General features: G+C 71.4%; 27 protein-coding genes and 1 riboswitch. Of the genes, 20 read left to right on the forward strand and 7 right to left on the reverse strand.

What is annotated here, in order from left to right; genetic code table 11:
* Positions 1 to 13: 13 nt before the first annotated feature.
* From ACIBJF_RS29970 to ACIBJF_RS29980, 3 genes are all read left to right on the forward strand, one after another.
* Complete coding sequence (locus ACIBJF_RS29970) at positions 14 to 1,315, forward strand: ABC transporter ATP-binding protein (RefSeq protein WP_399178330.1); 1,302 nt, start codon at positions 14 to 16, stop codon at positions 1,313 to 1,315.
* 98 nt (positions 1,316 to 1,413) lie between these two features.
* Positions 1,414 to 2,805 carry a M1 family metallopeptidase gene (locus tag ACIBJF_RS29975; protein WP_399178332.1) on the forward strand — a complete coding sequence of 464 codons (1,392 nt, stop codon included), beginning with the start codon at positions 1,414 to 1,416 and terminating at the stop codon, positions 2,803 to 2,805.
* Positions 2,806 to 2,851: 46 nt separating this feature from the next.
* On the forward strand, positions 2,852 to 3,511 hold the full coding sequence (locus ACIBJF_RS29980; RefSeq protein ID WP_399178334.1) for a trimeric intracellular cation channel family protein: 660 nt from the start codon (positions 2,852 to 2,854) through the stop codon (positions 3,509 to 3,511).
* Here ACIBJF_RS29980 and ACIBJF_RS29985 read toward each other — a convergent pair.
* Complete coding sequence (locus tag ACIBJF_RS29985) at positions 3,420 to 4,724, reverse strand: alpha/beta hydrolase (RefSeq protein WP_399178336.1); 1,305 nt, start codon at positions 4,722 to 4,724, stop codon at positions 3,420 to 3,422. The genes ACIBJF_RS29980 and ACIBJF_RS29985 overlap by 92 nt on opposite strands.
* Positions 4,725 to 4,885: 161 nt before the next feature.
* On the opposite strand from ACIBJF_RS29985, the gene ACIBJF_RS29990 reads away from it, so the two are divergent.
* The gene (locus tag ACIBJF_RS29990) at positions 4,886 to 5,749 is read left to right on the forward strand and encodes a thioesterase family protein (RefSeq protein WP_399178337.1); all 864 of its coding nucleotides are present in this window, start codon (positions 4,886 to 4,888) and stop codon (positions 5,747 to 5,749) included.
* Between the two features lie 192 nt (positions 5,750 to 5,941).
* Here ACIBJF_RS29990 and ACIBJF_RS29995 read toward each other — a convergent pair whose 3' ends face one another.
* Complete coding sequence (locus ACIBJF_RS29995; RefSeq protein ID WP_399178339.1) at positions 5,942 to 6,541, reverse strand: TIGR03086 family metal-binding protein; 600 nt, start codon at positions 6,539 to 6,541, stop codon at positions 5,942 to 5,944.
* A 131-nt stretch (positions 6,542 to 6,672) separates the two neighbouring features.
* Between ACIBJF_RS29995 and ACIBJF_RS30000 the strand changes: the two genes are divergently transcribed.
* Complete coding sequence (locus tag ACIBJF_RS30000) at positions 6,673 to 7,653, forward strand: helix-turn-helix transcriptional regulator (protein ID WP_399178341.1); 981 nt, start codon at positions 6,673 to 6,675, stop codon at positions 7,651 to 7,653.
* Between the two features lie 95 nt (positions 7,654 to 7,748).
* Positions 7,749 to 8,129: a hypothetical protein gene (locus ACIBJF_RS30005; protein WP_399178343.1), complete on the forward strand. Its 381-nt coding sequence runs from the start codon at positions 7,749 to 7,751 to the stop codon at positions 8,127 to 8,129.
* Between the two features lie 121 nt (positions 8,130 to 8,250).
* Here the strand turns inward: ACIBJF_RS30005 and ACIBJF_RS30010 are convergent, their stop codons facing one another.
* Complete coding sequence (locus ACIBJF_RS30010) at positions 8,251 to 8,877, reverse strand: TetR family transcriptional regulator (protein ID WP_356315322.1); 627 nt, start codon at positions 8,875 to 8,877, stop codon at positions 8,251 to 8,253.
* A 145-nt stretch (positions 8,878 to 9,022) separates the two neighbouring features.
* On the opposite strand from ACIBJF_RS30010, the gene ACIBJF_RS30015 reads away from it, so the two are divergent.
* From ACIBJF_RS30015 to ACIBJF_RS30025, 3 genes are all read left to right on the forward strand, one after another.
* Complete coding sequence (locus tag ACIBJF_RS30015; RefSeq protein ID WP_351810329.1) at positions 9,023 to 9,190, forward strand: hypothetical protein; 168 nt, start codon at positions 9,023 to 9,025, stop codon at positions 9,188 to 9,190.
* A 32-nt stretch (positions 9,191 to 9,222) separates the two neighbouring features.
* A complete protein-coding gene (locus ACIBJF_RS30020; protein ID WP_399178346.1) occupies positions 9,223 to 9,501 on the forward strand; it encodes a DUF4190 domain-containing protein in 279 nt (92 codons plus the stop codon).
* Between the two features lie 376 nt (positions 9,502 to 9,877).
* Positions 9,878 to 11,047, forward strand: a complete 1,170-nt coding sequence (locus ACIBJF_RS30025; RefSeq protein WP_399178348.1) for a cysteine desulfurase family protein — start codon at positions 9,878 to 9,880, stop codon at positions 11,045 to 11,047.
* A 30-nt stretch (positions 11,048 to 11,077) separates the two neighbouring features.
* A riboswitch (TPP riboswitch) is annotated at positions 11,078 to 11,286 on the reverse strand.
* Between the two features lie 47 nt (positions 11,287 to 11,333).
* On the opposite strand, the gene ACIBJF_RS30030 is transcribed toward ACIBJF_RS30025, so the two are convergent.
* Positions 11,334 to 11,987 (reverse strand): N-acetylmuramoyl-L-alanine amidase, encoded by a 654-nt coding sequence (locus ACIBJF_RS30030; RefSeq protein WP_399178349.1) that lies wholly within the window; start codon positions 11,985 to 11,987, stop codon positions 11,334 to 11,336.
* A 134-nt stretch (positions 11,988 to 12,121) separates the two neighbouring features.
* On the opposite strand from ACIBJF_RS30030, the gene mnmA reads away from it, so the two are divergent.
* Complete coding sequence (gene mnmA, locus ACIBJF_RS30035) at positions 12,122 to 13,246, forward strand: tRNA 2-thiouridine(34) synthase MnmA (RefSeq protein WP_399178351.1); 1,125 nt, start codon at positions 12,122 to 12,124, stop codon at positions 13,244 to 13,246.
* 19 nt (positions 13,247 to 13,265) lie between these two features.
* On the opposite strand, the gene ACIBJF_RS30040 is transcribed toward mnmA, so the two are convergent.
* Positions 13,266 to 14,048, reverse strand: coding sequence for an alpha/beta fold hydrolase (locus ACIBJF_RS30040; protein ID WP_399178353.1), 783 nt, complete (start codon positions 14,046 to 14,048; stop codon positions 13,266 to 13,268).
* Positions 14,049 to 14,085: 37 nt separating this feature from the next.
* Positions 14,086 to 14,409, reverse strand: coding sequence for a DUF427 domain-containing protein (locus tag ACIBJF_RS30045; RefSeq protein ID WP_399178355.1), 324 nt, complete (start codon positions 14,407 to 14,409; stop codon positions 14,086 to 14,088).
* Between the two features lie 75 nt (positions 14,410 to 14,484).
* Between ACIBJF_RS30045 and ACIBJF_RS30050 the strand changes: the two genes are divergently transcribed.
* The 5 genes from ACIBJF_RS30050 to ACIBJF_RS30070 all read left to right on the forward strand — a co-directional run bounded on the left by ACIBJF_RS30050 (position 14,485) and on the right by ACIBJF_RS30070 (position 21,480).
* Complete coding sequence (locus ACIBJF_RS30050; RefSeq protein WP_399178357.1) at positions 14,485 to 15,024, forward strand: TIGR00730 family Rossman fold protein; 540 nt, start codon at positions 14,485 to 14,487, stop codon at positions 15,022 to 15,024.
* Positions 15,025 to 15,031: 7 nt separating this feature from the next.
* Positions 15,032 to 15,730: an SDR family oxidoreductase gene (locus ACIBJF_RS30055; protein ID WP_399178359.1), complete on the forward strand. Its 699-nt coding sequence runs from the start codon at positions 15,032 to 15,034 to the stop codon at positions 15,728 to 15,730.
* Between the two features lie 31 nt (positions 15,731 to 15,761).
* Positions 15,762 to 16,769, forward strand: coding sequence for a methionine synthase (locus ACIBJF_RS30060; RefSeq protein ID WP_399178361.1), 1,008 nt, complete (start codon positions 15,762 to 15,764; stop codon positions 16,767 to 16,769).
* Between the two features lie 15 nt (positions 16,770 to 16,784).
* A complete protein-coding gene (ligA, locus tag ACIBJF_RS30065) occupies positions 16,785 to 18,977 on the forward strand; it encodes an NAD-dependent DNA ligase LigA (protein WP_399178363.1) in 2,193 nt (730 codons plus the stop codon).
* 262 nt (positions 18,978 to 19,239) lie between these two features.
* On the forward strand, positions 19,240 to 21,480 hold the full coding sequence (locus tag ACIBJF_RS30070; protein ID WP_399178364.1) for a putative bifunctional diguanylate cyclase/phosphodiesterase: 2,241 nt from the start codon (positions 19,240 to 19,242) through the stop codon (positions 21,478 to 21,480).
* Between the two features lie 100 nt (positions 21,481 to 21,580).
* On the opposite strand, the gene ACIBJF_RS30075 is transcribed toward ACIBJF_RS30070, so the two are convergent.
* Positions 21,581 to 22,159: a TetR/AcrR family transcriptional regulator gene (locus ACIBJF_RS30075; RefSeq protein WP_399178366.1), complete on the reverse strand. Its 579-nt coding sequence runs from the start codon at positions 22,157 to 22,159 to the stop codon at positions 21,581 to 21,583.
* An 88-nt stretch (positions 22,160 to 22,247) separates the two neighbouring features.
* On the opposite strand from ACIBJF_RS30075, the gene ACIBJF_RS30080 reads away from it, so the two are divergent.
* The 5 genes from ACIBJF_RS30080 to ACIBJF_RS30100 all read left to right on the forward strand — a co-directional run bounded on the left by ACIBJF_RS30080 (position 22,248) and on the right by ACIBJF_RS30100 (position 25,275).
* Positions 22,248 to 22,619 carry a DUF4267 domain-containing protein gene (locus tag ACIBJF_RS30080; RefSeq protein ID WP_399178368.1) on the forward strand — a complete coding sequence of 124 codons (372 nt, stop codon included), beginning with the start codon at positions 22,248 to 22,250 and terminating at the stop codon, positions 22,617 to 22,619.
* 26 nt (positions 22,620 to 22,645) lie between these two features.
* Positions 22,646 to 23,140 (forward strand): cupin domain-containing protein, encoded by a 495-nt coding sequence (locus tag ACIBJF_RS30085; protein ID WP_351554768.1) that lies wholly within the window; start codon positions 22,646 to 22,648, stop codon positions 23,138 to 23,140.
* Between the two features lie 94 nt (positions 23,141 to 23,234).
* A complete protein-coding gene (gatC, locus tag ACIBJF_RS30090; protein WP_006130840.1) occupies positions 23,235 to 23,531 on the forward strand; it encodes an Asp-tRNA(Asn)/Glu-tRNA(Gln) amidotransferase subunit GatC in 297 nt (98 codons plus the stop codon).
* Between the two features lie 5 nt (positions 23,532 to 23,536).
* Positions 23,537 to 25,036, forward strand: coding sequence for an Asp-tRNA(Asn)/Glu-tRNA(Gln) amidotransferase subunit GatA (gatA, locus tag ACIBJF_RS30095; protein WP_399178371.1), 1,500 nt, complete (start codon positions 23,537 to 23,539; stop codon positions 25,034 to 25,036).
* Positions 25,033 to 25,275: a hypothetical protein gene (locus tag ACIBJF_RS30100; RefSeq protein WP_351810280.1), complete on the forward strand. Its 243-nt coding sequence runs from the start codon at positions 25,033 to 25,035 to the stop codon at positions 25,273 to 25,275. Before gatA ends, ACIBJF_RS30100 begins: the two co-directional genes overlap by 4 nt.
* Position 25,276 lies beyond the last annotated feature (1 nt).

A 25,276-nucleotide genomic window follows, 5' to 3' on the forward strand; every position in this document is an offset into this window, starting at 1 on the left:
CGACGAAAAAGCAGTGAGCATCCCTGCGCAGAGCGACGGTGCCACCCTCAACAAGGACGCTGCCCCCGGCGAGACCCTGCTGAAGGTGACCGGGCTCCAGAAGCACTTCCCGATCCGCAAGGGCCTGCTCCAGCGGCAGGTCGGCGCGGTACGCGCGGTCGACGGCCTCGATTTCGAGGTCAGGGCCGGTGAGACCCTCGGCGTCGTGGGCGAGTCGGGCTGCGGCAAGTCGACGATGGGCCGGCTGATCACCAGGCTGCTCGAGCCGACCGCCGGAACGGTCGAGTTCGAGGGCAAGGACATCACGCACCTCGGCGTGGGCGGCATGCGCCCCATGCGCCGCGACGTGCAGATGATCTTCCAGGACCCGTACTCGTCGCTGAACCCGCGCCACACCATCGGCACGATCGTCGGGGCCCCCTTCCGGCTCCAGGGCGTCGAGCCGGAGGGCGGCATCAAGAAGGAAGTGCAGCGGCTGCTGTCGGTGGTCGGTCTCAACCCCGAGCACTACAACCGCTATCCGCACGAGTTCTCCGGCGGCCAGCGCCAGCGCATCGGCATCGCCCGCGCGCTCGCGCTGAAGCCGAAGCTGGTCGTCGCGGACGAGCCGGTCTCCGCGCTGGACGTGTCGATCCAGGCGCAGGTCGTGAACCTCATGGACGACCTCCAGGAGGAGCTCGGCCTGACGTACGTGATCATCGCGCACGACCTCTCGGTCGTCCGGCACGTCTCGGACCGCATCGCGGTGATGTACCTCGGCAAGATCGTCGAGCTGGCCGACCGGGACTCGCTGTACAGGGCGCCGATGCACCCGTACACCAAGGCGCTGATGTCGGCGGTGCCGATCCCGGACCCGGCGCGGAAGAACGCGAAGAGCGAGCGCATCCTGCTCAAGGGTGACGTGCCCTCGCCGATCTCGCCGCCCTCGGGCTGCCGCTTCCACACCCGGTGCTGGAAGGCCACGGAGATCTGCCGGACCACCGAGCCGCAGCTGCTGGAGCTGAGGCCCGGTCAGCGGGTCGCCTGTCACCACCCGGAGAACTTCGAGGACCAGGCCCCGCAGGACACGGTTCTGCTGACCGCCGCGAAGGAGGCGGCCGAATTGGTCGCCGACGAGGTCCTCGCGGAGTCGGCCGAGACGTCGGCGGCGGTGGCGGCGGAGCTGGCCGAGGAGACCGCCGAGCCGGCTGCCGAGGAGACCACCGAAGCGTCCGCCGAGCCGGCCTCCGAAGAGACCCCGGCGGAGACCGCCGAAGCGTCCGCCGAGGAGCCCGAGGCCTCCGCGACCGAGTCCCAGGAGTCAACCGACAAGTAGCACATGACAACTGGGCAAAGTCATGTACATGCCTGAACGGGAGAGCGCAGAGTCGTCCGTGTCCGACCACTGATCGGAACGCTCGAAAGGGACGACTGATGGCACTCTCCCGTTCGGCACGTCTGGGGACCCTCGCGACCGCGGCGGTCTCCTTCCTCGTCATCGCCGCCGCGCCCGCGCCCACCCCCGGCGCCCCCGGCATCGAGGACCCCTACTTCCCGAACCTCGGCAACGGCGGCTTCGACGCCCTCCACTACGACCTCGACGTCGCCTACGCCCCCGACACCGGCCGCCTGGACGGCCGTACGACCCTCACCGCGCGCGCCACCCAGAACCTCTCCTCCTTCGACCTGGACCTCCAGCAGCTGGACGTCAGCGGCGTCGAAGTCGACGGCATGCGCGCCGAGTTCACGCGCACCGGGGACGAACTCGTCATCACCCCGCGCCACACCCTCGCCCGGGGCCGCACCTTCCGGGTGAGCGTCACCTACGGCGGCATACCCCAACCTCTCGGCGGGCCCATCGTGTTCGGCTCCAAGTACGGCTGGATGAAGACCCCCGACGGGGTCTTCGTCGCCTGTGAGCCCAACGCCGCCTCTACCTGGTTCCCCTCCAGCGACCACCCCGCCGACAAGGCCACCTACGACATCCGGATCAAGGCGCCGAAGGGCCTGACGGGCGTCTCCAACGGCCGGCTGGTCTCGACGTACGACAAGGGCGGCTCGACGTACACCCACTGGCGCGAGTCGAGGCCGATGGCGACCTACCTCGCCTCGGCCACCGTCGGGAAGTTCGACGTGCGCACCGGACGGACCCCCGGCGGTATCCCGGTCTACGTCGCGATCGACCCGGTGCTGAAGGACGGCAACAGCGTCGACGTGTACGCCGTCACCGCCGCCGCCACCGACTACTGGTCGCAGGTCTTCGGGCCGTACCCGTTCGAGGAGACCGGCGCGATCGTGGACGACATGCCCGAGGCCGGGTTCTCGCTGGAGGTGCAGAGTAAGCCCGCCTACTCGGCCGTGCGCAGCGAGACCACCATCGTGCACGAGCTGGCCCACCAGTGGTTCGGCGACTCGGTGAGCGTGGCGCGGTGGAAGGACATCTGGCTCAACGAGGGCTTCGCCACCTACGCCCAGTGGCTGTGGGCGGAGCACCAGGGGACCAGGTCGGCGCACGACTCCTTCCGCGCCGCCTACGACGCCCGCCCCGCCGACTCGTCCTTCTGGCAGACCGAGGTCGCCGACCCGCAGCGCGACACGATGTTCGCCTCCGCCGTCTACCAGCGCGGCGCGATGACGCTGCAGATGCTCCGGGAGCGGATCGGCGACCGGGCCTTCTTCCGACTGCTGCCCGCCTGGACCGGGCTGCACCGGTACGGCAACGCGGACACCGCCGACTTCATCCGCCTCGCCGAGCGCGTCAGCGGACAGAAACTGGGCGACCTCTTCCGCACCTGGCTGTTCACCACAGGGAAACCCGCCCTGTGACCTGCCTTTGTAAGGTTCACACCCTTCGACAGGCGAGAATGTAGGGGTGCAGCTCCAGCAACTCTTCAGTCCCTCCGTCCAGCACACGCTCGATGTCATCGGCATCTTCGTGTTCGCGATCTCCGGCGCGCTGCTGGCCGTCCGGAAGAACTTCGACATCTTCGGCATCGCCGTGCTCGCCGAGGTCACCGCGCTGGGCGGGGGACTGTTCCGCGACGTGGTCATCGGGGCCGTTCCCCCGGCCGCCTTCACCGACCTCGGGTACTTCCTGACCCCGCTGCTCGCCGCGCTCGTCGTCTTCTTCCTGCACCCGCACGTGGAACGCATCCAGGTGGCGGTGCTGGTCTTCGACGCGGCCGGCCTCGGCCTGTTCTGCGTCAGCGGTACGACGAAGGCGTACAGCTACGGCCTCAACCTGACCGCGTCGGCGACCCTGGGCCTCGCCACCGCCGTCGGCGGCGGTGTCCTGCGGGACGTGCTCGCCAACGAGGTGCCCTCACTGCTGCGCTGGGACCGCGACCTGTACGCGGTCCCAGCGATCGTCGGCGCCACGATGGTGGTGCTGTGCATCCGCTACGACGTCCTGACCCCCCTCACCAGTGGGCTCGCGGCCGTCACCGCTTTTGCGCTGCGCCTGCTCGCGATGCGGTTCCACTGGCGAGCGCCGCGCGCGTGGAACCGCCGGTCAACGGTGACCGAGGAGTAGTCCCGGTGGTTCCGGTTCCGGTGGTTCCGGCGGCGTCGCCGGTAAGGGCACCGGTGGTTCCGGTAAGAGACCGGTCCTGGCCCCTGGCGTGGTTCTGGCCCATCTGCAGGGTCAGCCAGCGGAACACCGTGTCGACCTGGGGCCGCCACAGCGCCATGTTGTGGCCGCCCGCGCTGCGCGGCAGGAACACCACGTGCACGGTCGTGGGCGCCTTGGCGATGGCCTGCAGGGCCACGCCCGCCTGATAGCCGTCACCGGACTCACCGGAGATGTAGAGCGCGATCCGGGGCGGCACCGCGGCCTTCTTCAGCAGCAGGTAGGGGTTGTTCTCGCTGCGCAGGGCAGGGGTCTGCGAGGCGAGGGAGTTGCGCTCGCCGATCGGGTCGTTGTAGCCGGACAGGCTCACGGCGGCCCGGTAGCGGTCCGGGTGGGCCACGGCCAGCTTGACCGCGCAGTGCGCCCCCGCCGAGTAGCCGGCGACGGCCCAGCCCTGCGGCGCCGGCTGGGCCCGGAAGTTGTCCATGACCATCTTCGGCACGTCGATGCTGAGCCAGGTGTCGGCGTTGACCTGTCCGGGGATGTTCGCGCAGCCGGTGTCCACGCCGGCCAGCAGGTTGGTGCGCGGGGCGACCAGGATGAAGGGCGCCACCTGCCCGCTCCTCATCAGCGGCAGCAGCTGCTCATGGGCCTTCATCGCCCCGAACCACGCCTTCGCCGAACCGGGATAGCCGGGCAGCAGTTCCACCACCGGGAACCTCTTGTTGCGGTAGGCAGGCTCGTCGTACTGCGGCGGCAGCCAGACGTAGACCTCGGCGTTCACACCGGAGACCCGGCCCCTGAGCTGGGTGACCCGCACTCCGCCGGCCGCGTGCATGCCGGGACCGTCGGCCGCCGTGAAGGTCTGCCTGACCTTGGGCAACCGTTTCACCGCTATTCCGCCGGTCCCGTCGCTGCCCAGGTCCTGGGCCTGCTGGACGTGGTTGCCGGTGCCGAGCAGGTCGGCCCAGTTGTCGTACAGGTTGTTCTGGTTGTTGACCAGCACGAAGATCAGCGTGACGGCGGTGCCCTGGGCGAACAGGAGCATCAGCAGCCGGGCCGAGGTGCGCAGGGGCTTGGGCCCGCGCACCCGCGACCACAGGACGAGCGGCAGTATCAGTGCGACCACGGCCAGCACGATGGTCGTGTAGAGGAACGGAGTCCCGGTGAGGCTCATGTCCCCATAGAGGGAGAACCGCGACCCTGGGTTGTGGACGTGTCCGGACACTTACTTAGAAATTGCCGGAACCTCACCCGGGAGGCGGAGCCATCCCGGCGGAACGGCTGATGGAAGCAGAAAAGCTACCGCTTAGTAGTTTCTTGTTGTACCGTTCATCCATGCCAGAAGCAGCTTCCGCACCCTCCCCGTCGCGGGCCGTGATCGGCGACAGCGAGTTCGACCGCGACACCGCGGTCAGCCGGCGCGAACCCGGTGTCTACGACATCGACCTCTCCGCCGGCTGGACCATCATCAACGCCGTCAACGGCGGGTATCTGCTGGCCGTGCTGGGCCGGGCCCTCGCGGACACGCTCCCGCACCCGGACCCCTTCACCATCTCCGCGCACTACCTGACCGCCTCCCAGCCCGGCCCGGCGGTCGTCCGCACCGAGACGGTCCGCACCGGCCGCACCCTGTCCACCGGCCAGGCGTCCCTGTACCAGTACGACGACGAGGGCAACGAGGTCGAACGCATCCGCGTCCTCGCCTCCTACGGCGACCTCACCGCCCTCCCCGACGACGTCCGTACGACGGCGACACCGCCGCCGATCCCTCCCGTGGACCAGTGCTTCGGACCCGAGGACGGCCCCGCCCCGGTCGACGGCAGCTCGGCCATCGCCGGCCGCCTGATGCTCAAGCTGGACCCGACCACCCTCGGCTGGGCCCTCGGCGCCCCCTCCGGCAAGGGAGAGATGCGCGCCTGGTTCGGCCTGGCCGACGGCCGCGACCCCGACCCCCTGTCCCTGCTGCTGGCGGTGGACGCCCTGCCGCCCACGGCCTTCGAACTCGGCCTCAAGGGCTGGGTCCCCACCGTGGAACTCACCGTCCACGTCCGCCGCCGCCCGGCCCCCGGCCCGCTGCGGGTGTCCATCACCACCCGCAACCTGGCCGGCGGCTTCCTGGAGGAGGACGCCGAGGTCTGGGACACCCACGATCACCTGGTCGCCCAGTCCCGCCAGCTCGCCAGGGTGAGGCTCGGCTGACGCACGTCACCGGCGGTTCGGCCGGATCGGGCCCGGGTCCGCGTCGGGCGGCCGCAGGCGCCCGCGTGAAGGCGGGTGCGGCCGCCGGCCGTCTTCCGGGTGCCGGGCGCGTTGTGGCTGGTCGCGCCCACGCGGCGGAGCCGCACATCGACACAGTCCCGCGCCCGCGACTGCGGTGGTGCGGGGCCGCACTCAGGCTCGGCTGAGCGGGGTGCGGCCCAGCCAGGCCGCCAGTTCCCCGTAGGCGTCGGCGCCCGTGGGGGCCTCGCGGCGGGTGTCGAAGGGCGTCTCGGCGTCCCGCGGCCGGGAGTCCGGCAGGACCTTGCGCGCGGTGGCGAGGGCGAACTCGGCGAGCTCCGGGTCGAGTTCGAGCGGGTGACCGAGGGACTCGGCGAGGTCCCAGGTGTGGGTCACGAGCTCCATGACATAGCCGGAGAGCGCCCCGTGGCCCGGCACCTCGCCCCACGGCACCCGCACCGGGGACGTCATCCGCTCGTCGCTCTCCCAGGCCTTCAGGACGCGGACGCGTACCTCGTCGTAGGCCGCCGCCCAGCCGTCGTCCGGGACCCCGGGAGCGGTCGGCTCCACCGCCGTTCCGTCGCCGCCCTCCCCGACCACCGCGATCCGCCGGGTGCCGCCGACGATGTGGCCCAGCAGGGCCCGTACGTCGAACTCGGAACAGGGGGTCGGACCGGTGAGGTCCTCGGGTCGCACGGTCTTGATGAGGGCCGCCGCCTGCTCGGTGGCACGGGCGTAGACGGGGCGCGGGTCGGTGAAAGCGGTGGTGGTCATGGTGTGCCTCTCTGTGTATGACGCGACTCGGGAGGGCGTCTTCGCGAGCCGGTGGGAAGAGGATCGCGGGATAACCTGACATCCCCCGTCAACATTTGCGAGAAGCTCGCCGAGGGCGGGATTCTGAGCGCGTGAAGTCCGACCGGCTGCTGTCGATCCTGCTGCTCCTGCAGACCCGGGGCCGTGTCCCCGCGCACGAACTCGCCGACCGGCTGGAGGTGTCGGTCCGCACCATCTACCGGGACGTCGAGGCGCTGTCCGCCTCCGGCGTCCCGGTGTACGCCGAGCGCGGCCGGCACGGCGGCATCGAACTGCTCGCCGGCTTCCGCACCGACGTCACCGGACTGACCGCCGACGAGTCCCGCGCCCTGTTCATCCTGGCCGCCCAGGGCGCCCACGCCGCGCTCGGCCTCGACGCGGCCCTAGGCTCCGCCCTGCGCAAGGTGATGGCCGCGCTGCCCGCGCCGCACCGGCCCGCCGCCGAGGTGACCAGCCGCCGGATCCTGGTCGACGCCACCCGCTGGAAGAGCGGGCCCCGGCAGGCCGTCGACCTGGAGGTCCTGCAGGACGCGGTCTTCGCCGACCGGCGTCTTAGGCTGCGCTACCGGCACAGCGGGGATCGGGAGCCGCGGACGTACACCGTGGACCCGTACGGCCTGGTCGCCAAGGCCGGGGTCTGGTACCTGGTCGCCGACCGGCGGGGAGCGCCCCGGCTGTTCCGGGCCGACCGGATCCGTTCGGCCCGGCCGCTCGACGAGCCGGTGCGGCGCCGGCCGGGCGTCGAACTCGCCGACGTCTGGGAGGTGCTGCGCCGCCAGGTGGAGGACCGGCCCGAGGACGGGATCGACGTCACGGTCCGGGTGCGGCGGGCGCGCCTCGACATGTTCCAGCGCGTGATGGCGGCGCAGCTCACCGAACTCCCCGACGACGACGGGGAGAGCGACTGGGTCACGGCCCGGCTGACCTTCCCGGTGCGGCGCGCGGTCCGCCAACTCCTCGCCTTCTCGGACCAGGTGGAGCTGCTGGACCCGCCCGAGGCCCGCGCGGAGCTGCTGGCGGCGGCCCGTTCTGTCACGGCCTTGTACCAGGAGGGCCCCTTGCCCCGGGATTGACAGCCGGCGGACAGGACGAGCCCAAGTACCGCCAAGGCGGCGTTGGTTGAGTGCGGCTCCTCAGGACTTCCTCATCCTCATCGGAGCTGACCCTCATGAAGCGTGCCCGTCTCGTCCCGGCCGTCGCCCTGCTGGCGCTGTCCCCGCTGCTGCTGACCGCCTGCGGCTCGGGCGACTCGTCCACCTCCTCCGGCGGCGACTCCAGCCGGCAGCAGGCCTGTCAGGCGCCGTCCGGCATGCCCACCGGCGGTGCCGGCCGCCGGCCGAGCGGGATGCCGTCCGGCGCGCCTTCGGGTGCGCCGTCGGGCGCGTCCACCGTGCGGCCGACCGGCACACCCAGCGGTGCGCCCTTGGGCATGCCGAGCGGCGCGCCCGGCGGCCAGGGCGGTCCCGGCGGCGGCTGTGGCGGTCCGGCCGGGGGACAGGCCGGGGGACAGGTCGCGGGGCAGCCCGGCGGGCAGGCTCAGCAGGGCTGAGTCAGGGCGGGACCGGGGTCGTACGCCCGAAGGGCGGGGCGTACGGCGAAAGGGCAGGGGCGTACGGCGAAAGGGGCGGCGCGCACCGGGCGTGCCGCCCCTGCCCTCTGCCCGGGGCGGCTCAGTCCAGCCAGTGGCCGCGGCCGATGGAGATGAGCCGCAGCTGCCGGGTGGCGAGCTGGGTGACGCGCTCGCGCTCCTCCGCCGGCGCCTCCAGGGCCTCCAGGAACAGCGAGGCCGTGATCAGCATCTGGTCGACGTAGAGGTGCGCCAGCATCAGCAGGTCGTCGTCGCTCCAGCCCGCGGCCTCGGTGTCCTTGGCCAGCTCGGCCTTCACCTCCTCGGCGAACCGGACCAGTTGGGCCCGGATGGCCTCCCGCACCGGCTGCACACCGCCATGCCGTTCCCGGGCGATGAACCGGACATGTGCGGGGTACTCGTCCACGTGACGGGCGATCAGCTCGATGGCGCGCGTGATGCGCTCCTCGCTGCCGCCCGCCGTGGACACCGTCGTCCGCACCATCGGGTGCAGGCTGCCCAGCGCCTCGTCGACCAGCGCCACACCGAGGTCGGCGGTCGAGCGGAAGTGCCGGTAGAACGCGGTCGGCGCGACGCCGACGGCCCGGGTGACCTCACGCAGACCCAGGCTGCTCAGGCTCTGCTCCTCCAGCAGCGCGAGCGCGGCGTCGAGGAACGCCTGCCGGGTCTTCTGCTTCTGCGCCTGCCGGATGCCGAGGGTGTGACTCATGTCATCCAGTTAACAACTGTTCTCTGGAATTGGGAAGCCGGGAAGCGCGCTACAGTAGAAGTCAGTGAACAACTGTTACTACAACTGTTCACCGAAACTTCACACCGGCCCGATACGAGGTATCTAGGAGGGGGGATCCGATCCCATGCTGTTCCTCGTCGCCGCACTCATGCTGCTCGGTGTCGTGCTGGGCACCGTGGCCCACGCACCGCTGACCGTCACCGCCGCCATCGCCGCCGTCATCGCCGTCTGGCTCGGCGTTTTCGCGATCCGCGAGCGGCTCGGCCGCCGGCGCCGTACGCCGGCCAACTGACCGTCCGCCACGACTTCCAGGAGCTGAGCACCATGCAACTCACCGCACCGGTCACGAGCGGCAGCGACACCCGCCCGGCCGCGCGCGACGCCGACGGCATGGCCGTGGCGTCCTTCATCCTGGGCCTTCTCGGCCTGCTCGTCCTCAACATCTTCCTCGGCCCGATCGCCATCGTCCTGGCCGCCGTCGCCCTCTGGCGCGGCACCACCCGCCGTGGCCGGGCCCTCCTGGGCCTGACCCTGGGCGTGGCCGACCTGGCCGTCCTGGTGATCGCCATGCAGGTCTCCCACACCCTGTCGTGGAGCCTGTGACCCACCGAACCACCCCCTGACCGGCCAGGGCCCCGAGGACGACGGGGCCACCGGCCGAACCACGAACACCACGCGGTTCACGCCGCCAGTCAGCGATTTGCCGCCGCGGCCCTGTTCCCACCGCCGGCCAGCCGCCCCGGCCAGCACTGATACCGCCGTGGGGTAGCCGCCCCGCCTCGGCCATCGCTGTTCTCGCCGTGGGAGACTGGGCCCGCCGCCACTGGCACCGTCGCGCTCGCCGTGGGGCCCGCCACCGCCGTGGGCAGGGCGCACGGCAAGCCCAGGGCGGGGCGCCTCGCCATCAGGCCCCCGGGTGCGGCCGGCGAAGGGCGCACGGCCGAAGTCGACTGCGAGGGGGCCGTAGAATCAGGGCACCATGGCTTACCTCGACCACGCCGCGACAACCCCGATGCTCCCGGAGGCGGCAGAGGCCCTGTCCGCCCAGTTGAGCATCACGGGCAACGCCTCCTCACTCCATGCATCCGGCCGGCAGGCGCGCCGCACGGTCGAGGAATCCCGCGAAACCCTCGCCGAAGCGCTCGGCGCCCGCCCCAGCGAGGTCGTCTTCACCTCGGGCGGCACCGAGGCCGACAACCTCGCGGTGAAGGGCCTGTACTGGTCCCGCCGCGACGCCCACCCGGCCCGCACCCGCGTCCTGGCCAGCCCCGTCGAACACCACGCCGTCCTCGACGCCGTCCACTGGCTCGGCGAGCGCGAGGGCGCGACGATCGAGTACCTCCCCGTCGACTCCTACGGCCGCGTCCACCCCGACGCCCTGCGCGAGGCCATCGCCCGCAACCCCGACGACGTCGCCCTGGTCACCGTGATGTGGGCCAACAACGAGATCGGCACGATCCTGCCGGTCCGTGAACTCGCCGAGGCGGCCGCCGAGTTCGGCATCCCCATGCACGCCGACGCGGTCCAGGCCTTCGGTCAGGTCCCGGTCGACTTCGCCGCCTCCGGCCTCGCCGCGATGACCGTCTCCGGCCACAAGATCGGCGGCCCGTACGGCATCGGCGCCCTGCTGCTGGGCCGCGACCAGACCCCCGTACCCGTCCTGCACGGCGGCGGTCAGGAGCGGCATGTGCGCTCCGGCACCCTCGACGTGCCCGCCATCGCCTCCTTCGCCGTCGCCGGACGGCTCGCCACCGAGCGGCGGGAGTGGTTCGCCAGGGAGATCGGCGCGCTGCGCGACCAGCTGATCGCGGCCGTCCGCGGCGCCGTCCCGGACGCGATCCTCGGCGGCGACCCGGCGGCGGAGGGCCGCCTGCCGGCCAACGCGCACTTCACCTTCCCCGGCTGCGAGGGCGATTCCCTGCTGCTCCTGCTGGACGCCCAGGGCATCGAGTGCTCGACCGGTTCCGCCTGCACCGCGGGCGTCGCCCAGCCCAGCCATGTCCTGCTCGCCACCGGCACCGACCCGGACCTGGCCCGCGGCACCCTGCGCTTCTCCCTCGGCCACACCTCCACGGAGGCGGACGTCGAGGCGGTCGCCAAGGCGATCGGCCCGGCGGTGGAGCGTGCCCGGGCGGCGGGGCTCAGCTGAGGACGCGAGCGAGGCGCCGGGACAAGGAAGCGACCTACGAGGCGGGTTCCCTTCGCCGGCATTGTCCGGATCAGGTTCTGGGGGTCGCCTTCCGGTCCAGTCTTAATGACTGTGACTTTCCGGCCTCTCAGCCCGAGCGTCGATGTCGGCACCAGCGGAAACGGTGTACCTCTCCTTGAAGAGAACAGATATCTCGCGCTGAAGTCGGCTACTCCGCTTGGGCTCCCTCACTCGTCTCGTAGGTCTTGCCTTCAGCATAGAGCGGCCCATACCAGACAAAAAGGGCCTAGTTCTTGATTTTTTCGAGATATCTCTCCCAGTCCCAGTGCGGCCCGGGATCGGTGTGGTCCGTCCCCGGCACCTCCACATGTCCGACGATGTGCTCACGGTCCACGGGTATGCCGTACCGCCCGCATATCGCCGCCGTCAGCCGCGCCGAGGACGCGTACATGGCGTCCGTGAAGGAGGACGCGTCCTCCACGAAGCCCTCGTGCTCGATACCGACACTGCGCTCGTTGTACTCCCGGTTGCCCGCGTGGAAGGCCACGTCCAGCTCCCGTATCAGCTGGGTGATGCGGCCGTCCTTGCGCACGATGTAGTGCGCCGCCGCGCCGTGCGCAGGGTCCTGGAAGACCTTCACCGCGCTCGCGTAGCCGCCCTGCGTGACATGGATGACGACCCGGTCGACCGTGTAGTCGTCCGGCCGGTCCGCCCGCCGGTAGTTGGCCGGGGAGGCCGGCACCCAGCGCGCGCCCCGGAAGTCCACGGCACCCGCCACCCGGGGCTTCTCCACGCCGGGCAGCCGCCACCACAGGTGCGTCAGCTCCTCGCGGGCCAGCGCGGCCGCGCCGATGGCGGCCGCCGCACCGCCGACGAGCAGGGCCCGCCGCCCCAGCCGCCGATCGGTGTCGCCCTCGAGCCGTCGATCCGTGGCACTCACGCCCGCCCCCTCCGCAGTCCGTCCTGCCCGGCCTGTCCGTCCTGGCCGCCCGGCTCCACCCTGTTCCGCCCCTCGTGATCGTCAACGGATATCCGGCGGTCCCGGTTCCCACGGCCCCGTACCCTGGAAGGGTTATGACTGAGACCCCGCAGCGCCCCCTCCGCGTCCTCGCCGCCATGTCCGGTGGAGTCGACTCCGCCGTCGCCGCCGCGCGTGCCGCGGAAGCCGGCCACGACGTCACCGGCGTCCACCTCGCGCTCTCCGCGAACCCGCAGTCGTTCCGTACCGGCGCGCGGGGCTGTTGCACCATCGAGGACTCGCGTGACGCCCGCCGGGCGGCCGACGTCATCGGCATCCCCTTCTACGTCTGGGACCTCGCCGACCGCTTCCGCGAGGACGTGGTCGAGGACTTCATCGCCGAGTACGAGGCCGGCCGCACCCCCAACCCGTGCCTGCGCTGCAACGAGAAGATCAAGTTCGCCGCGCTGCTCGACAAGGCGCTGGCCCTCGGCTTCGACGCGGTCTGCACCGGTCACTACGCCAAGGTGATCGTCCGTGAGGACGGCTCCCGCGAGCTGCACCGCGCCTCCGACATGGCGAAGGACCAGTCGTACGTCCTCGGTGTGCTGGACGAGAAGCAGCTCGCCCACGCGATGTTCCCGCTCGGCGACACGGTCACCACCAAGGAGGAGATCCGCGCCGAGGCCGAGCGCCGCGGTCTCGCGGTCGCCAAGAAGCCCGACTCGCACGACATCTGCTTCATCGCCGACGGCGACACCCAGGGCTTCCTCGCCCAGCGGCTCGGCAAGGCGGAGGGCGACATCGTCGACGAGTCCGGCGCAAAGCTGGGCACGCACGAGGGCGCGTACGGCTTCACCATCGGCCAGCGCAAGGGCCTCAGGATCGGCACCCCGGCCCCCGACGGCAAGCCCCGCTACGTCCTCGACATCTCGCCGGTCAGCAACACCGTCACCGTCGGCCCCGCCGCCGCCCTGGACGTCACCGCCCTCACCGCGATCAAGCCCCGCTGGTGCGGCACCGCTCCCGACGGCCCGGGCACCTACACCGCCCAGCTGCGCGCCCACGGCGGCGAGACGGAGGTCACCGCCGAGCCGGTCGACGGAGAACTGCGCGTCACCTTCACCGAACCGGTCCGCGGCGTCGCCCACGGCCAGGCGATCGTCCTGTACGACGGCACGCGCGTGGTCGGCTCGGCGACGATCGCGTCGACCACGCGCGCGACGGCCGCGGCGGTGTAGTCGACAAGGCGACAGCCGCCTAGCCCGCGAAGAACTCCGCGAGCACCGGCCCCAGGACGTCCGGCTCCACCATGTGCGTCTGGCCCGCCAGCTCGCGGTAGACGCCGTCGGGCACGGCCCTGGAGACCTCCCGGGACGCCTCACGCATCCACTCCGGGCTCGCGCCGCCCGCGACCGCCAGCACCGGCACGGAGATCGCGGCGAGCCGGTCCCGGGGGACCAGGCCGTCGCCCATGACCGTGTCGTCGTAGGCGAGACTCGGCGCGACGGCCTCCATGCCGACCCACATCGGCGACTGGCGGGCGCGCTGGATCATCTCCTCGGCCAGGCCCGTCAGCCGCAGGAACAGCTCCACCGCGTCCCCGCGCCGGTCCTCCGAGAGCGCCTTGTTCAACTGCTCCTTGTACGTGGCCTCCCGCTCGGCGCCCCCCTGAAGAAAGTCCGCGTAGGGCACCTCGTACACGGCGGCCCGGCCGGCCGGCAGCCCGCTCGCCACCGCCCGCAGCACCAGCGCGCCGCCCGAGGAGACCCCGAACAGCGCCGCCTCGCCTCCCACGGCGTCGATCAGCGCGGCCAGGTCCTCCACCTCGCGCTCGACCGCGTACGGCTTCGTGTCACCGCTCTCGCCGCGGCCCCGCCGGTCGTAGACGACGGCCGTGCAGCGTCCCGCGAGCCGCTGCGCCAGGGGCGCCACGGTGCCGCCGGTGGACATCGCGCCGCTCACCAGGATCACCGTCGGCCCCTGACCGGTCACTTGGTACGCGAGGGCCGTTCCGTCCCGCGAAGTCGTCTTCTTGTCCATGTCGGTGCAGACTGCCGTACCGGCACGGGCTCATCGCTCACGACACGTCGACGTCGTAGAAGCAGAAGTGATCCTTGATCTCCGCCACCCCCGGTTTCGGCTCCGGGTACGCCCACACCAGGTCCGGCGCGTCCGGCAGGGACCAGTAGGACGCCGTGCCCTTGAAGGGGCACACGGTGTGCGTCTCGGAGGGGGTCAGCAGATCGAGGCGTACGTCCTCGGCGGGGATGTAGTACCGCACCGGAGAGCCCGTCTCGCGCAGCACCAGCGGTCGGTCGGTCTCCGCGAGCACCTGGTCGCCGTGCACCACGCGCACGTGCTGCTCGCTCTTGTCGATGGTGATCGTGTGTCCTTGGGCCATACAGGGACAGCACCGCCGGACCCGTGAATCTTCCCGCCCGGTACCGGCGGTGCGGCGGGCCGTACGGTAGGGGCCATGAACATCTGCGTCTTCCTGTCCGCCGCCGACCTCGACGAGCGTTACACGCGCCCCGCGCGCGAGTTCGCGGAACTGATCGGCAAGGCCGGCCACACCCTGGTGTGGGGCGGTTCCGACGTCGGTCTGATGAAGGTCGTCGCGGACGGGGTGCACCAGGCGGGCGGCAGGCTGCTGGGCGTGTCCGTGGAGTTCCTCGCCGCCAAGGCGCGGCCCGGCGCCGACGAGATGGTCATCGCCGCCGACCTCGCCGAACGCAAGAGGCTGCTGCTGGAGAAGGCCGACGCCGTGGTGATCATGGTGGGCGGGACCGGCACGCTGGACGAGGCCACCGAGATCCTGGAGCTGAAGAAGCACGGCCGCACCGGCAAGCCGGTCGTCCTGCTGAACACCGCGGGCTTCTACGACGGCCTCGAGCAGCAGTTCCGCCGCATGGAGGACGAGGGCTTCCTGCCGCGGCCGCTGTCCGAGCTGGTGTTCTTCGCCGAGGAGCCGGTCGGCGCGCTGGCCTACCTGGAGGACTCGTCCGGCATCCGCTGATGCGAGCATGGCGGGCATGGCTACTCATGTGATCACCGGTGCCGGGTCCGGCATCGGCGCGGCCGTCGCCCGCAGGCTGCAGGCGCGCGGGGACGAACTCTTCCTGCACGCGCGTGACGCGGGCCGCGCGAAGGAACTCGCGGCGGAGTTCCCCGGCGCCCGCACCCTGGTGGGCGACCTCGCGGACCCGGACAAGCTGTCCTGGGCGTTCTCCCACCAGACCCTCCCGGACCGTGTGGACTCGCTGCTGCACATCGCCGGTGTCGTCGACCTGGGCGAGGTCGGCGACCTGACCCCCAGGTCCTGGCACCACCAGCTCAACGTCAACCTGGTCGCCCCCGCCGAGCTGACCCGGCACTTCCTGCCCCAGCTGCGTGCGGCCCGCGGCCATGTGATCTTCGTCAACTCCGGCGCCGGCCTGAGCGCCCACGCGGGCTGGTCCGCGTACGCCGCCTCCAAGCACGGCCTGAAGGCCCTCGCCGACTCCCTGCGCCACGAGGAGCACGCGAACGGCGTCCGGGTCACCTCGGTCTACCCCGGCCGTACGGCCAGCCCGATGCAGGCCAAGGTCCACCGGCAGGAGGGCAAGGACTACGACGCCTCGAAGTGGATCGACCCCGAGTCGGTCGCCACGACGATCCTGATGGCCCTGGACCTGCCCGGGGACGCGGAGGTCAACGACCTGACGGTGCGCCCGGGGCGCTGACCCCGGCCGAAGGGTTCCGTAGGCTTCCGGGGTGAGCGAAAACAGCCAGTTCAGGTTCCCGGGCGCCACCGGAATCGGGTCCATGCCCGGCGGCGACGCCAGGGAAGCCGCCAAGACCGTCACCGGCAGCTTCGAGGACTTTCCGTATCTGGCAGAGCTGCCCGCGCGCGGACCCGGCGCCGACATGATCGGCCGTACCGCCGGGATGCTCGTCGAGCTGTACGCGCGCGTGGAGCCCAGCGGCTGGCGCATCGGGGACCGGCCGGGCCGGGACACGAAGCGGGCGCGGTCCTGGCTGGGGGAGGACCTGGACGCCCTGGAGGAGTTCACCCAGGGGTACGAGGGCGACCTGAAGGTGCAGGCGGTCGGGCCGTGGACCCTGGCCGCCGCCCTGGAGCTGAAGAACGGCGAGGCCGCGCTCTGCGACCCCGGTGCCTGCCGTGATCTCGCCGCCTCCCTCGCCGAGGGGCTGCGGCTGCACCTGGCCGAGGTCGGGCGCCGGATCCCCGGCGCCCGGCTCGTGCTCCAGCTCGACGAGCCCTCACTGACCGCCGTCCTGCGCGGACAGGTCCGCACCGCGAGCGGCTACCGCACGCACCGGGCCGTGGACCGGCAGATCGTGGAGGCCACCCTGCGCGACGTGATCGGGGCCCACGGCGGCGGGCCCGTTGTCGTGCACTCCTGCGCGCCCGACGTGCCGTTCGCCCTGCTGCGGCGGGCCGGCGTGGCCGGCGTCTCCTTCGACTTCTCGCTGCTCACCGAACGTGACGACGACGCGATCGGCGAGGCCGTCGAGGGCGGCACCCGGCTGTTCGCCGGCGTCGTGCCGGGCACGGACGGCCCATTGTCAGACCCTGCCGGTAGCGTCATGGGTGTCAGGACGCTGTGGCGCAGGCTGGGACTGCATCCGGGGCTGCTCGCCCAGGCGGTCACGGTCACCCCGGCGTGCGGTCTGGCGGGCGCTTCCCCCGCCTACGCACGGCAGGCGCTCGCCCACTGCGTCCGGGCGGCGAGATCCCTCGCGGACAACCCAGAGTAACGGGAGGACAACACGGTGGCCGGCGACAAGCAGCAGGCGGAGACGGCAGTGCCCGCCGAGGCACGTGACAAGCACGCGCAGCTCGCTGAGCAGATCGAGGAGCACCGCTTCCGGTACTACGTGAAGGACGCTCCCGTCATCAGTGACGCGGAGTTCGACGAGCTCCTGAAGACTCTTCAGGCCATGGAGGAGCAGTATCCGGAGCTGCGCACCCCGGACTCGCCGACCCAGAAGGTCGCGGGGTCGTACGAGACGGAGTTCACCGCGGTCGAGCACCGCCAGCGGATGCTGTCCCTCGACAACACCTTCAACGACGAGGAACTGGCCGCCTGGGTCGACCGCATCGTGCGCGAACTCGGCGACCAGAAGTACCACTTCCTGTGCGAGCTGAAGGTGGACGGCCTCGCGGTCAACCTCACCTACGAGCACGGCCGGCTCACGCGCGCGGCAACGCGCGGCGACGGCCGCACCGGCGAGGACATCACCCCGAACGTCCGGACGATCGCGGAGATCCCGGACCGCCTGGGGGGCGACAAGGTGCCCGAGCTCGTGGAGATCCGCGGCGAGGTCTACTTCCCGATGGAGAAGTTCCTTGAACTGAACGAACGCCTGGTCGCCGCCGGGGACAAGCCGTTCGCCAACCCCCGTAACGCCGCCGCCGGTTCGCTGCGCCAGAAGGACCCGCGCGTCACCGCCACCCGCCCGCTGCACATGGTCGTCCACGGCATCGGCGCCCTGGAGGGCTTCACCGGCCTGACCCGCCTGTCCCAGGCCTACGACCTGCTGAAGACGTGGGGCCTGCCCACCTCCCCGCACAACCGCGTGGTCGACGACCTCGACGGCGTACGCGAGTTCATCGCCCACTACGGCGAGAACCGCCACTCCGTGGAGCACGAGATCGACGGTGTCGTCGTCAAGCTGGACGAGATCCGCCTGCAGGGCCGGCTCGGCTCCACCGCGCGTGCCCCGCGCTGGGCGATCGCCTACAAGTACGCGCCGGAAGAGGTCAACACCAAGCTCATCGACATCAAGGTGGGCGTCGGCCGCACCGGCCGGGTCACGCCGTACGCCCAGGTCGAGCCGGTCACGGTCGCCGGCAGCGAGGTCGAGTTCGCCACCCTGCACAACCAGGAGGTCGTCAAGGCCAAGGGCGTCCTCATCGGGGACACGGTCGTCCTGCGCAAGGCCGGTGACGTCATCCCGGAGATCCTCGGCCCGGTGGTCGACCTGCGCGATGGCAGCGAGCGGGAGTTCGTGATGCCGGGCGAGTGCCCCGAGTGCGGCACCCCGCTCAGGCCCATGAAGGAGGGCGACGTCGACCTGCGCTGCCCCAACGCCCGCACCTGCCCGGCCCAGTTGCGCGAGCGCGTCTCCTACCTCGCCGGCCGCGAGTGCCTGGACATCGAGCACTTCGGCGCGGTGGCCGCCGCCGCGCTCACCCGCCCGCTGGAGCCGGCCGACCCGCCGCTGGTGGACGAGGGCGACCTGTTCGACCTGACGGTGGAGAAGCTGCTGCCCATCAAGGCCTACGTCCTCGACCCCGACAGCGGTCTGCCCAAGCGGGACCCCAAGACGGGCGAGGAGAAGGTCGTCACGGTCTTCGCCAACCAGAAGGGCGAGCCGAAGAAGAACACCCTCGCCCTGCTGGAGAACATCGAGGCCGCCAAGTCCCGCCCGCTCGCGCGCTTCCTGAACGGACTGTCCATCCGGCACGTCGGACCGGTCGCCGCACAGGCCCTCGCCCGCGAGTTCCGCTCCATCGACCGCATCGAACAGGCCACCGAGGAAGAGCTCGCGACCACCGACGGCGTCGGCCCGATCATCGCCGCCGCGCTCAAGGAGTGGTTCGCCGAGGACTGGCACCGCGAGATCGTCCGCAAGTGGAAGGCCGCCGGAGTCCCGCTGGAGGACGCCTCGACCGGCGAGGACGAGGGCCCGCGCCCGCTGGAGGGGCTCACGGTCGTCGTCACCGGCACGCTGGAGAACTTCACCCGCGACGGCGCGAAGGAGGCACTGCAGAGCCGGGGCGCGAAGGTGACCGGATCGGTCTCGAAGAAGACCTCGTTCGTCGTTGTGGGCGACAATCCGGGATCAAAGTACGACAAAGCAATGCAATTGAAGGTTCCGGTCCTGAACGAGGACGGTTTCGGCGTCCTTTTGGAGCAGGGCCCCGAAGCGGCGGCCGAAGTCGCGCTTCCGGCCGAGTAGGAGCGGTTGAAGGCCACCCGTTCGGTGCATATCAGTTGCATACGGGTGGCTCGGGCGCATTCGGGCAACCGTCGACGACCGGTGCCCGTGGAAGCCTTCCGCGGCCTACTGTTGAGATGTGCACCTGCCGTGCCCAGCTGCGGTTGGGGCATCTCCGTGCGCTTCCGGCGTGCGGGGAAGGTTTCTTCAACGCGGAGCTGCTGATGGCTGTCGGACATCGGGCCGCGTGGCGTGGGCACCGCCGGCTGTGAGAGGGACGGGAATGGAACCGACCGAGAGTGTCGCCCCGGACTCACGGCTGCGGCTGCGCCGGCGCGCGTGCACCTGGCGGGCGCCCCGGTGGACGGGGCGGGGCCGCGGGCGCACGGGCGGCCGGGCCCGCGCGGCCGGACCGGGCACCGCCACCGACGCCCGCCCGCCGATACCCCAGGCCATCGAGCCCGCCCCCGCACTGACCGGCGCCGACCCCGAACGGCACCTGTCCTGGCCCACCCTGCCCGCGGCCGTCGTGGCCGCCGCCGTGTTCGTCCTCGGCGCCGGCTTCTTCCGCGCCTTCTCCGGCCCCCACGCCCTCTTCCCGAGCGGCACGGTCGGCTGGGCGCTCGCCCTGCTCACCGGTGTGATCGTCGGCCACCTCGTCATGCTGGGCCGCGCCCACTGGTGGCGCGGAACCGGCTCCGGCGCCGCGCTCACCCTCGCCGTGCTGCTGCTCTACGGCTGGGTGCCAGCCGGCATGGTCAGCCTCACCGTGGTCGTCCTGGTCGGCATCGCCCGGCGCCACCACTGGCGGCAGGGCGTGCTGCACGGCGCGGTGGACATCCTCGGCATCGGCGCCGGCGCGCTGCTGCTCGGCCTGTTCGGCCGTGTCCCCAGCGTCGAGACGCCCTGGCGGCCGGACACCTGGAGCTTCGCCACCGCGCCCGAGGTGGTCCTCGCCGCCGTCGCCTACCTGGGGGTCAGCCGCGGCCTGCAGTGGTACCTGTACGCGCCGCGCGGCGGCGGAGTGCCCACTGTGGCCCGTACCGCCCTGGTGAGACAGGGCCTGGTCGGCGTGGCGCTGCTCGGCATCGCACCGCTGCTGTGCGTCGTCGCCGACGCCCAGCCGGTCCTGCTCCCGCTGTTCGCCATCCCGCTCATCGCGCTGGACTCCACCCTGTGGATGGCACGCGCGCGTGCCGAGGAGCAGCTGCGCGACCCGCTCACCGGGCTGCCCAACCGGCAGTGGCTGCTGGAGCGGATCTGGACGGCCCTCGACGACGCCGAACGCATCGGCGCCCGTTCCGCCCTCATGCTGATCGACCTCGACCGTTTCCGGTCGGTGAACGACACCCTGGGGCATCTCGCCGGTGACCGGCTGCTGCTCCAGATAGCCGACCAGCTGCGGCTCGCCCTGCCACGCGGGGCGGAGGCCGCGCGGCTCGGCGGTGACGAGTTCGCCGTTTTACTGCCCGTCGCCGACTCCACGACCTCGGCCACCCGTGTCGCCCGCGGCCTCGTCGCGGCGCTCAGCTCACCGCTGGACCTCGACGGGCTCACCCTCGTCCTGGAGGCCAGCGCCGGGGTGGCCGTCTTCCCCGACCACGCGCTGGACGCCGAAGGGCTGCTGCGGCGGGCCGATGTGGCGATGTACCAGGCGAAGAGGGACCGTACGGGCGTCGAGGTGTACGAGTCCAAGCGGGACTCCAACACCCCGGACCGGCTCGGTCTGCTGGGCGACCTGCGCCGGGCGCTGGACGCGCACGAGGTGCAGCTGCACTACCAGCCCAAGGTCCGCTTCGACGGACAGGTCGCCGGCCTGGAGGCGCTGGTGCGCTGGGTGCACCCCGAGCGCGGGAAGGTTCCGCCGGACGAGTTCATAGCGATCGCCGAGTCCTCCGGACTGATGCCCCATCTGACGGAGTACGTGCTGGAGACCGCGCTCGGGCAGGTCGCCGAGTGGCGCGCGCAGGGGCTGCGGGTGCCGGTCGCCGTCAACGTCTCCCCGCGCGACGTCCACACGCCCGGTTTCGCGGGGTCGGTCGCCGCGCGGCTGGCCCGGCACGGGGTCCCTGCGGGGGCCTTGCAGCTGGAGATCACCGAGCATGTGCTGCTGGAGGATCCGCAGCGGGCCGCGGACACCCTGGCGGCGCTGACCGGGCACGGCGTGAAGATGTCGCTGGACGACTTCGGCACCGGGTACTCGTCGCTGGTGCATCTGCGGCGGCTGCCGGTGAGCGAGCTGAAGATCGACCGGTCGTTCGTGGCGCGGCTGGCCGTGGACGCCGAGGACGCGGAGATCGTGCGGTGCACCGTGGACCTCGCGCATTCGCTGGGGTTGCTCGTCGTCGCCGAGGGGGTCGAGGACGACGAGACCTGGGAGCGGTTGCGGGATCTCGGGTGCGACGCCGTGCAGGGGTGGCTGGTCGCTACGGCGATGCCGCCCGAGGAGACGACGGCGTGGTTGCGGGCGCGGGGATCCCGGGGGTGGCAGCGGCCGCGGGCGGCTCTGCCGGCCGCCGAGTAGGTCTCCTGCCCGCCTGCCCGCCCGTGCTGCCTGGCTGGAAGGCGGGCGTCTGCCGTCCTTTTCGGGGCGCCTCGCCGCATCCTCGGCTTCACCAGGGCCGTCAGTTGCCCGTGAAGCGGGCGATCAGCAGGGCCAGCCGGCGGTCATGCGCCTCCTCCGGCAACCGTCCGCTCCGCATCAGCATCACCAAGCCGTGCAGCGCCGCCCAGAACGTCTCCGTCAGCAGGCCGGGTTCCTCTCCCTCGGCCGTGATCGGCTGGACGACGGCCAGCAGTTCGCCGAAGGCCTCCCGCAGCGGGGCCGGGGCCTCCTCCGTGGCGAACGGCAGGTCCACCAGGTGGGTGAACATCGCGTCGTAGAGGGCGGGCCGGCGCCGGGCGAAGGACGTGTACGTCCCCGCCACCGCCGCCAAGGCCTCCCGCGCGCCCGGTGCCGCAGTCCGCGCCTGCCGCAGCTCGGCCGCCAGGTCGGCGCAGCCCTGCACCGCGACCGCCGCCATGATCGCGTCCTTGCCCTTGAAGTGGCTGTAGAGGACCGGCTGGCTGTACTCGATCTCGGCGGCCAGCCGGCGCGTGGTCACCGCGTCCCAGCCCTCGGCCTCGGCCAGTTCCCGCGCAGCCGTCACGATCAGCCGCTCACGCTCGGCTCGCTCGCGCTCCCGCCGCGTCCAGATCGCCATGTCCGAAATTCTAGCGGTGCTAGCCAGTCTGTCGATGCTCTGCTAGCTTCGCTCCTGTAGCTAGCATTGCTAGAAAACCGGAGGGGTCATGACCGTCACCGCATACACCCTGGCTGTTTTGCTCGACCTGTTCTGCCTGTTCCTCGGCTACCGGTTCTGGTTCCAGCCGGGTCCCGCCGCCGCCGGTTACGGCGTTTCGGCCGATCCGCGTGGTGACGCCGGCGCCTACCTGTCGGTCAAGGGCCTCAGGGACGGCGCCTTCGGGGTGCTGGGCCTGGTCCTGCTGGCCGCCGTCGGTGCCCGTGCCGAGGCGTGGTTCATGGTCTGCGTGGCACTCGTCCCGCTCGTCGACACCCTGATAGTCCTGCGACACGGCGGGGCGAAGGCGGTCGCGTTCGGGATCCACTTCGCCACCGCGATCGTTGTACTCATCAGTGCCGGACTGCTCTTCGCGGTCTGACCGACACTCTCAGGGGGAGAGCGACCATGTCGTTGTTCGTACCGAAGTTCGAAGAGTCCGTGATCGTGCGCGGCGCCGAGGCCGAGGTGGTCGGGGGTGCGCCCGTCGGTGTCCAGCTGCTGGCCGACAAGAGCGCGACCGGAGGGGCGCTGTCCACCGTGCGCGTCACCCTGGCCGAGGGTGCCGACGGCGCGCGGCCCCACCTCCACCACAGCGGGGCGGAGATGTTCTACCTGCTCGACGGGTGTGCCGAGATCCTCTCCGGTGACGACATCGTGACCGCGGAGCGCGGTGACCTCGTCGTCGTCCCGCCGGAGAAACCGCACGCCTTCGCCGCCGTCCCGGAGTCCACGGCGGACATCCTCATCGTCTTCACCCCGGGCATCGAGCGCTTCGAGTACTTCCGCCACCTGCAGCGCATCCGCCTCGGCGAGGCCACCCCGGAGAGCATCCTCGAGGTGCAGGACCGGTACGACAACCACTTCCTCAAGAGCGAGGTCTGGGAGGGCCGCCGGGGCTGACGCGCGGCGGGGTCGGCAAACCGTTTCACGGCCACCCTGTCCCGCCCCATAGGATTGAGCCCAAAACACACACACTCACCCAGAGGATCGCTGCATGCCTGGCATCACGCGCGAGGAGGTCGCCCACCTCGCCCGGCTGGCGCGTCTGGAGCTGAAGCCCGAAGAACTCGACCACTTCGCAGGCCAGCTGGACGACATCATCGGCGCGGTCGCCCGCGTCAGCGAGGTCGCCGACCAAGACGTACCGCCGACCTCGCACCCGCTCCCGCTGACGAACGTCATGCGCGCGGACGAGGTCCGTCCCTCGCTCACCCCCGAGCAGGCGCTCTCCGGCGCCCCGGCCCAGGAGCAGCAGCGTTTCAAGGTGCCGCAGATCCTGGGGGAGGAGTGACCGCCATGACGGACAGCAACATCATCAAGCTCACCGCCGCGCAGATCGCCGAGAAGATCGCCTCGGGCGAGCTCACGGCCGTCCAGGTCACCGAGGCCCACCTGGCCCGGATCGAGGCCGTCGACGAGAAGGTGCACGCCTTCCTGCACATCGACCGCGAGGGCGCCCTCGCCCAGGCCCGTGCCGTGGACGAGAAGCGGGCGCGAGGGGAGAAGCTCGGGCCCCTCGCCGGCGTGCCGCTCGCACTCAAGGACATCTTCACCACCGAGGGCGTGCCCACGACCGTCGGCTCGAAGATCCTGGAAGGGTGGATTCCGCCGTACGACGCCACCGTCACCAAGAAGCTGAAGGCCGCTGACGTCGTCATCCTCGGCAAGACCAACATGGACGAGTTCGCCATGGGGTCCTCGACGGAGAACAGCGCCTACGGCCCGACCGGCAACCCCTGGGACCTCACCAAGATCCCCGGTGGCTCCGGCGGCGGCTCGTCCGCCGCCCTCGCCTCCTTCCAGGCGCCGCTCGCCATCGGCACGGACACCGGCGGCTCGATCCGTCAGCCGGCCGCCGTCACCGGCACGGTCGGCGTGAAGCCGACGTACGGCGCGGTGTCCCGCTTCGGCATGGTCGCCTTCTCCTCGTCCCTCGACCAGGGCGGCCCGTGCGCCCGTACGGTCCTGGACGCGGCGCTGCTGCACGAGGTCATCGCCGGGCACGACCCGATGGACTCCACCTCCATCGACGCCCCGGTCCCGCCGGTGGTCGAGGCCGCGCGCAACGGCTCCGTGCGGGGCATGCGCGTCGGCGTGGTCAAGCAGTTCCGCGGCGAGGGCTACCAGGCCGGTGTCATCCAGCGCTTCGACGAGTCGGTCGAGACGCTGAGGGAGCTGGGCGCCGAGATCGTCGAGCTGGACTGCCCGTCCTTCGACCTCGCGCTGTCGGCGTACTACCTGATCGCGCCGTCCGAGTGCTCCTCCAACCTCGCCCGCTTCGACGGCCTGCGCTACGGCCTGCGGACCGGCGACGACGGCAGCCACTCGGCCGAGGAGGTCACCTCCCTCACCCGTGAGGCCGGCTTCGGGCCCGAGGTCAAGCGCCGCATCATGCTCGGCACGTACGCCCTGTCGAGCGGCTACTACGACGCGTACTACGGCTCCGCGCAGAAGGTCCGCACGCTCATCACGCGGGACTTCGAGAAGGCCTTCGAGCAGGTCGACGTCATCGTCTCGCCGACGACCCCGACCACCGCCTTCGCGATCGGCGAGCGCGCCGACGACCCGATGGCGATGTACCTCGCGGACCTGTGCACCATCCCGACCAACCTGGCGGGCAACGCGGCCATGTCCCTGCCCTGCGGCCTCGCCCCGGAGGACAACCTCCCGGTGGGCCTGCAGATCATCGCCCCCGCGATGCAGGACGACCGCTTGTACAAGGTGGGCGCCGCCGTCGAGGCCGCCTTCGTGGAAAAGTGGGGTCACCCGCTGCTGGAGGAGGCTCCGTCGCTGTGAGCAAGGCACTGTCCAAGGCCAAGGGCTTCAAGAAGTCCAAGTCCGGTACGTACCTGTCCATGGCCACCACCGCGTTCGGCGCGGTCGGTGTCGCCAAGCAGATCAAGAAGGCCCGTGCCGAGGGCGACACGCTGCGGCTGATCGACGCCACCGTGTCCGCCGTCGCGATCGTCACCGGCCTCGCGATCCTCTACCGCGAGCTGAAGCGGCTGGGCGACGACGACGTCCTGCTGGGCTGAG

It is taken from the genome of Streptomyces sp. NPDC050743, assembly GCF_044456925.1.
Taxonomy (GTDB): domain Bacteria; phylum Actinomycetota; class Actinomycetes; order Streptomycetales; family Streptomycetaceae; genus Streptomyces.

Coding starts and splice junctions, on each gene's coding strand:
- gatA (WP_399178371.1), top strand. CDS start 23,537: ATGACGGACAGCAACATCATCAAGCTCACCGCCGCGCAGATCGCCGAG.
- ACIBJF_RS29990 (WP_399178337.1), top strand. CDS start 4,886: ATGCCAGAAGCAGCTTCCGCACCCTCCCCGTCGCGGGCCGTGATCGGC.
- ACIBJF_RS30045 (WP_399178355.1), bottom strand. CDS start 14,409: ATGGCCCAAGGACACACGATCACCATCGACAAGAGCGAGCAGCACGTG.
- ACIBJF_RS30075 (WP_399178366.1), bottom strand. CDS start 22,159: ATGGCGATCTGGACGCGGCGGGAGCGCGAGCGAGCCGAGCGTGAGCGG.
- ACIBJF_RS30050 (WP_399178357.1), top strand. CDS start 14,485: ATGAACATCTGCGTCTTCCTGTCCGCCGCCGACCTCGACGAGCGTTAC.
- gatC (WP_006130840.1), top strand. CDS start 23,235: ATGCCTGGCATCACGCGCGAGGAGGTCGCCCACCTCGCCCGGCTGGCG.
- ACIBJF_RS30080 (WP_399178368.1), top strand. CDS start 22,248: ATGACCGTCACCGCATACACCCTGGCTGTTTTGCTCGACCTGTTCTGC.
- ACIBJF_RS29975 (WP_399178332.1), top strand. CDS start 1,414: ATGGCACTCTCCCGTTCGGCACGTCTGGGGACCCTCGCGACCGCGGCG.
- ACIBJF_RS30005 (WP_399178343.1), top strand. CDS start 7,749: ATGAAGCGTGCCCGTCTCGTCCCGGCCGTCGCCCTGCTGGCGCTGTCC.
- ACIBJF_RS30055 (WP_399178359.1), top strand. CDS start 15,032: ATGGCGGGCATGGCTACTCATGTGATCACCGGTGCCGGGTCCGGCATC.
- ACIBJF_RS29995 (WP_399178339.1), bottom strand. CDS start 6,541: ATGACCACCACCGCTTTCACCGACCCGCGCCCCGTCTACGCCCGTGCC.
- mnmA (WP_399178351.1), top strand. CDS start 12,122: ATGACTGAGACCCCGCAGCGCCCCCTCCGCGTCCTCGCCGCCATGTCC.
- ACIBJF_RS30025 (WP_399178348.1), top strand. CDS start 9,878: ATGGCTTACCTCGACCACGCCGCGACAACCCCGATGCTCCCGGAGGCG.
- ACIBJF_RS30015 (WP_351810329.1), top strand. CDS start 9,023: ATGCTGTTCCTCGTCGCCGCACTCATGCTGCTCGGTGTCGTGCTGGGC.
- ACIBJF_RS30010 (WP_356315322.1), bottom strand. CDS start 8,877: ATGAGTCACACCCTCGGCATCCGGCAGGCGCAGAAGCAGAAGACCCGG.
- ACIBJF_RS30020 (WP_399178346.1), top strand. CDS start 9,223: ATGCAACTCACCGCACCGGTCACGAGCGGCAGCGACACCCGCCCGGCC.
- ACIBJF_RS30070 (WP_399178364.1), top strand. CDS start 19,240: ATGGAACCGACCGAGAGTGTCGCCCCGGACTCACGGCTGCGGCTGCGC.
- ACIBJF_RS30085 (WP_351554768.1), top strand. CDS start 22,646: ATGTCGTTGTTCGTACCGAAGTTCGAAGAGTCCGTGATCGTGCGCGGC.
- ACIBJF_RS30040 (WP_399178353.1), bottom strand. CDS start 14,048: ATGGACAAGAAGACGACTTCGCGGGACGGAACGGCCCTCGCGTACCAA.
- ACIBJF_RS29985 (WP_399178336.1), bottom strand. CDS start 4,724: ATGAGCCTCACCGGGACTCCGTTCCTCTACACGACCATCGTGCTGGCC.